The 4053-nt window shown below is 62.2% G+C and carries 3 protein-coding genes; all 3 read right to left on the bottom strand.

Annotated elements, in window-relative coordinates:
- Positions 1 to 149: 149 nt before the first annotated feature.
- Positions 150 to 1955, bottom strand: coding sequence for a single-stranded-DNA-specific exonuclease RecJ (gene recJ / locus Q4Q11_RS31060; protein WP_498571888.1), 1806 nt, complete (start codon positions 1953 to 1955; stop codon positions 150 to 152).
- Positions 1956 to 2006: 51 nt separating this feature from the next.
- Positions 2007 to 3326, bottom strand: coding sequence for a homoserine dehydrogenase (locus Q4Q11_RS31055; RefSeq protein ID WP_498571887.1), 1320 nt, complete (start codon positions 3324 to 3326; stop codon positions 2007 to 2009).
- 57 nt (positions 3327 to 3383) lie between these two features.
- On the bottom strand, positions 3384 to 4053 hold a 670-nt coding region (locus tag Q4Q11_RS31050; protein ID WP_498571886.1), incomplete at its 5' end, for an aminotransferase class I/II-fold pyridoxal phosphate-dependent enzyme.

Genomic DNA, 4053 nt, shown 5'->3' with positions numbered 1-4053 from the left:
GCCCTTCGTCTATCGGTTAGGACGACAGATTTTCATTCTGTAAAGAGGGGTTCGACTCCCCTAGGGCGTGCCACTGTCTCTTCCCCTTAAAATGATGATTTTACTTCGCAAAGCGACATTGTGCTGATGCGGTATCGGACACGCTTGCGTTATGGAGCTTTTGCCGCGTCCGTGACGCGGAGCTGCACGCGCCGGCTTCCCTGCCAATGATCGGCGCCAAGCGTGCCCGCGACATGGATCTGCGCGCCCCGGGAAGACATCAGCAGTTCGCCCAAGGGCGTCTCCGCCGCGCGGAAGGCAATGCCACCCACCCGGCCGCCATCCATGGCCTCAAGCGTGATCTTGATATGCGATTGGCCGACAAGACGGGAATCGCGCAGCTTGTGGCTCGGGAGCGCAAAAACGGGCTGCGGATGACCCGACCCGTAGGGGCCGGCAGTCTCCAGCCTGTCGATCAGCTCCACGGTCGCGCCGCTTGCGCCGAGGGCGCCGTCAATTTTCAAGGCTTCGTTGGCAACAAGTCCAGCTACCTGTTTCTCCGCCTTCTCCGTGAAGAAGGCGCGCATTTTGCCGAGGTTACTTCGCTCGACCGTCAGACCGGCCGCCATGGCATGTCCGCCGCCTTTAACCAGCAGACCGGCATCGACGGCGGCACGCACCATGCGGCCCATATCGAAGCCGTTGATGGAGCGGCCGGAGCCTGTACCCTTGCCCGTCGAATCGAAGGCAATAGCGAAGGCCGGCCGGCGGAACTTGTCCTTGAGGCGTGAGGCAATCAGACCGACTATTCCCGGATGCCAGCTCTCGCGTGCCGTGACGATGACGGAGGCGCCATCGCCGTTGCCATATTCCGCCAGCGCCTCGGCCTCGGCCTCCTGCAGCATGGCGGCCTCCATGGCCTGCCTTTCGCGATTGAGTTCGTCGAGTTTCGCGGCGATCGTTTCGGCTTCGCCAGTATCGTCCAGCGTCAGCAGGCGCGCGCCAAGTGCGGCATCGCCGATGCGCCCGCCGGCATTGATGCGCGGGCCGATCAGGAAGCCGAAATGATAGGGAGAGACGGGGCCGTTGAGACCAGCCTTACGAAACAGCGCCGCCAGTCCGAGATTACCTTGATGGCGAGCGGCGATCAGCCCTTTGACGACATAGGCGCGATTGAGGCCTTTCAGCGGCACGACATCGCAGACGGTCGCCAGCGCGACGATATCGAGCCAGGCAAGCAGGTCGATCGAGCGCACGCGGGAATCACCCTCTTCGCGCAGCAGCCGCAGGGCCGCGACCAGAACCATGAAGACGACACCGGCAGCGCAGAGATGCCCCTGCCCCGAGAGATCATCCTCACGGTTGGGATTGACCAGGGCGTGGCATGGCGGCAGCTCATGCGCCACCTGATGGTGATCGATGACGACGACATCGATACCCCGCGCCTTCGCCACTTCAAGCGATTCGAAGCTGGTCGAGCCGCAATCGACCGTCACGATCAGCGTCGCGCCATTATCGATGAGCTGGCCGATGGCGGTCGGGTTGGGGCCGTAGCCTTCGAAGATTCGATCGGGAATATAAATGCTGGCCGGAACCCCGAAATGAGTCAGGAAGCGATAAAGCAGCGCAGAGGAGGCCGCGCCATCGACATCGTAGTCGCCGAAGATCGCAACCGTCTCGCCCTTCCTGATCGCGTGCAGGAGGCGCCGTGCGGCTTTTTCGCAGTCGGTGAGCAGATGCGGGTCCGGCATCAGGCCGCGGATCGTCGGATCGAGGAAGGCCATGGCCTCGTCCTGCCCGACGCCACGTCCTGCAAGCACACGGGCAATCAGCTCCGGCAAGCCATGGGTCTGCGCAATGGCGAGCGCCCTGTTCTGACCCGCCTGATCGAGCCGGGAGACCCAGCGATTGCCTGACACCGAGCGCTCGACACCCAGAAATGCCCGCTGAACTGGATCGACCGGTTGCTCCACCATCTCTCCCGGAATTTGTGGGCGGCGCCTTTATGAGATACGCCGCCGCTATACCTATTCTTTCGGCCGCTCGATACGAATGACCTGCGGCTCGCCGACGAGATAGCCTTCGTTCTTGATTGCCGCAACCGCCTTGCGCACCGAATCCTCCGTCGTCGCATGGGTGACGAGGATGATCGTCTGGTGATCGGACGGTGCCAAGTGCTGCTTCGAGCGCTGGACGATCGATTCGAGCGAGATATGGTTTTCCGCCATGCGGGTCGCGACACTTGCAAAGACGCCGGTGCGGTCGAGAACGGTCAGACGGATGAAGTAGCCGCCTTCATGGCTCTGCATCTGCGCCTTGCGGTAGGGCTCCAGCGCCTTGGCTGGATGGCCGAACACCGGCACGCGCTGCTCGCCCGGCCGGCTCTTGGCGATATCGGCAATGTCGCCGAGCACGGACGAGGCCGTTGCATTGCCTCCGGCGCCGGGGCCGACCATCAGCAACTCGCCGAGAATGTCAGATTCGATCGCCACGGCATTGGTGACGCCATCGACCTGGGCGATGACCGAATCGAGCGGCACCATGGTCGGATGTACGCGCTGCTCGATGCCGCTTTCGGTGCGCTGGGCAACGCCGAGCAGCTTGATGCGGTAACCGAGATCGGCGGCTGCGCGGATATCCTCGATGGAGACATTGGTGATGCCCTCGAGATAGATGTCGTCCGCCGCGATGCGATTGCCGAAGGCAAGCGTCGTCAGGATCGCGAGCTTGTGGGCGGTGTCGTTACCCTCGATGTCGAAAGCCGGATCGGCCTCGGCATAGCCGAGACGCTGCGCTTCCTTCAGGCAATCGGCGAAAGACAGGCCTTCCTTCTCCATCCGGGTCAGGATGTAGTTGCAGGTCCCGTTCATGATGCCGTAGACGCGGGAAATCGTATTGCCGGTCAGGGATTCACGCAGCGCCTTGATCACCGGAATGCCTCCGGCGACGGCCGCTTCGAAGTTGAGCAGGACGCCCTTTTCTTCGGCGATCTGCGCGAGCTCGACGCCGTGATAGGCAAGCAGCGCCTTGTTGGCGGTGACGACATGCAGGCCACGGGCAAGAGCCGCCCGCACGGCAGCGTTGGCAGCGCCCTCGGAGCCGCCGATCAGCTCGACGAACACGTCGATATCGGCCTTCTGCGCCAGATCGACCGGACCGCCGAACCATTCGATGCCGGTTAAATCGATGCCGCGATCCCGCGTGCGATCGCGCGCCGTAACGGCGACGATCTTGACGGGACGGCCGCAGGTAACGGCAAGCTCGTTAGCGCGGCTCTGGATGATGCGGACGAGCGAGGCACCAACGGTACCCAAGCCCGCAATGCCGATTTTGAGGGCATCTGCCATGGAAAATTCCTGATCAGTATGGGGGACGGCAGCCGCGGAAACGGCTGCCGCACGATATTATGAACGATGGGCGTTCAGCGAAATGACATTATGCATGGTCTCATCCGCCGTGGAGAGGAAGCGCTTCAGATTGCGCGCCGCCTGACGGATGCGATGTTCGTTTTCAACAAGTGCGATGCGGACATAATCGTCGCCCTGCTCGCCGAAGCCAATGCCCGGAGCAACCGCAATATCAGCCTTCTCGACCAGAAGCTTGGAGAATTCCAGCGAACCGAGATGACGGAACTTTTCCGGAATCTTCGCCCAGGCAAACATGGTCGCTGCCGGCGGCGGCACGTCGAAACCGGCCTTGCCGAAGCTATCGACCAGAACGTCACGGCGCCGCTTGTAGATGTTGCGCACTTCGGCGATGTCGGAACCGTCGCCGTTCAGCGCGTGGGTCGCCGCCACCTGGATCGGCGTAAATGCACCGTAATCGAGATAGGACTTTACGCGCGTCAGCGCCGCGATCAACCGCTCGTTGCCGACGGCGAAGCCCATGCGCCAGCCGGGCATGGAGAAGGTCTTCGACATGGAGGTGAACTCGACCGTCACGTCGATGGCGCCAGGGACTTCCAGTACCGATGGCGGCGGTACGTCGTCGAAGTAGATTTCCGAATAGGCCAGATCCGACAGCACGATAATGTCGTGCTTCTTGGCGAAAGCGACGACTTCCTTGTAGAAATCG

It is taken from the genome of Rhizobium sp. UFLA01-1127, from assembly GCF_059803845.1.
Note: the sequence above shows the minus strand (reverse complement) of the source record. Positions and strands in the feature narration are given on the sequence as shown.

Excerpts from the sequence above, each read along its gene's own strand:
- Q4Q11_RS31055 (WP_498571887.1), bottom strand. The coding sequence starts at position 3,326 with ATGGCAGATGCCCTCAAAATCGGCATTGCGGGCTTGGGTACCGTTGGT.
- recJ (WP_498571888.1), bottom strand. The coding sequence starts at position 1,955 with ATGGTGGAGCAACCGGTCGATCCAGTTCAGCGGGCATTTCTGGGTGTC.